The following is a 1,613-nucleotide window of genomic DNA, read 5'->3' as shown; positions in this document are numbered from 1 at the left end:
GTTGCCCTCCTGGGGACCCGGTTCGATCACCCGGTCGCGCGCCAAGCCGCAGTTCATGCAGGTAGGGCCGTCCCTTGAAAGGAGCTACACCCATCTCAAATCCCGTGTCGGAATCTCACGGCCCCTGTCGGATCGACGTCGGATTCGACACCGGCCGTGAGACTGCCCAGGTCAGATGTCCCATCTCGCTGAGCATGGACGAGTCTCACTGATCTGAGCGGGGCGGCCATCCAATCTCACGTTCGATGGTTGTTGTCGAGGGCGAGGTCACTCACTGGGGTGACTCGCGTCCCAATCCGTGTGGCTTGTCTCACGGCATCCGTGACGGTCGTGTCATGGATGGGGGGTAGCGTCCTGCGGGGGTGGGCTCCGCCGGACGTCTCGGATCTCGATGCTGACCGAACTCCCACTCGGCAGTGTCCGGCTCTCTCACCTGTGCCGATAGGGCTTCGCACAGAGCGGGGGCGGCGCCAGATATTGTGACGCTCGTCCACTGACAAGGCGGCGGGGGCAACGATGCGCATCGCAGTGACGGGGGCAGCGGGCGGCCTGGGCGGGCGGGTGGTGCAGTTGCTCGCGGGCCGGGACAGCGTGGACGTCGTAGCGATGACCAGGCGGAAACTGCCTACCGAGGCATTGCCGGCGCAGGTGGAGGTTGCCGTCGCCGACTACGCTGATCCGCCCGCGCTGCGTGCGGCGCTGAAGGATGTGGACACTCTGGTCTTCGTCTCCAGTGACGGGCCCGATGCACGGATGCTGCTGCACCACCGCAACGTTGTCGCCGCCGCGGCAGCCGAGCGTGTCGGCCATGTCGCGGCGCTGAGCAGCGTCGACGCCGACATGGCGTCCCCGTTCTGCTATGCCGTGGTCAACCGGCTCACCGAGGACCTGCTCCTGGCCTCCGGCGTCCCGTACTCGTTCGCCAGGGCTTCGCTGTACATCGAGTTCTTCCAATCCTGGCTCACCGAGGCACGTGCGACGGGGCTGCTGCGGCTCCCGGCCGCGGACGGCCGGATCTCCTTAGTGGCGCGCGACGACGTGGCGCGCGCCCTCGCCGCGCTCGCGGTGGGTGAGCCGACCGGGCGTCATCATGACATCACCGGACCCGAGGTGGCGGACCTGGCAGGCATCGCCTCGGTCATGGCGGAGGCGTGGGAGACGCCTGTCGCCTACGTGGACATCCCGGCTGACACGTACTGCGCCGAGACGGCGGCGACCGGCCTGGACCCCTGGTGGCTCTACGCCTTCTCGTCCATGTTCGCCTCGGTGCGCGAGCAGCGCTGGGATCGAGTCTGCAACGACTACACCCGGCTGACTGGCCGCCTCCCCCTCGCTCTCCGCGACGTTCTATCAGCACAGGTGAGAGAGCCGGACGCTGCCGAGCGGGCCAACAACGACGCTCAGTGGGGCCAACTCAAGCGCTGCCGCGGAGCCTGACCAGAAAACTGCCACCTTCGATGAGAATTCTGCAAGCAGACGTCTCGACTTCCTGACACAGACCAGTTCAGACGCACTTAGAAGTCATCTCATTTGGATGACTCGGTAGAATCTCCGTCATGGTGGGGATTGTTGAGCGGTTGGTGCCGGACGAGTTGTGGGAGTTGTTCCAGCGA

1 protein-coding gene is annotated in these 1,613 nt (G+C 66.0%); it reads left to right on the top strand.

What is annotated here, in order from left to right:
• The first annotated feature begins 516 nt into the window (after positions 1 to 516).
• Positions 517 to 1,437, top strand: coding sequence for an NAD(P)H-binding protein (locus tag AB0D14_RS44925; protein ID WP_362791318.1), 921 nt, complete (start codon positions 517 to 519; stop codon positions 1,435 to 1,437).
• Positions 1,438 to 1,613 lie beyond the last annotated feature (176 nt).

It is taken from the genome of Streptomyces sp. NPDC048484, assembly GCF_040651415.1.
Classification (GTDB): Bacteria; Actinomycetota; Actinomycetes; order Streptomycetales; family Streptomycetaceae; genus Streptomyces.
Note: the sequence above shows the minus strand (reverse complement) of the source record. Positions and strands in the feature narration are given on the sequence as shown.

What these genes read in the sequence shown, in the direction of transcription:
- AB0D14_RS44925 (WP_362791318.1), top strand. Translation starts at nt 517, where the DNA reads ATGCGCATCGCAGTGACGGGGGCAGCGGGCGGCCTGGGCGGGCGGGTG.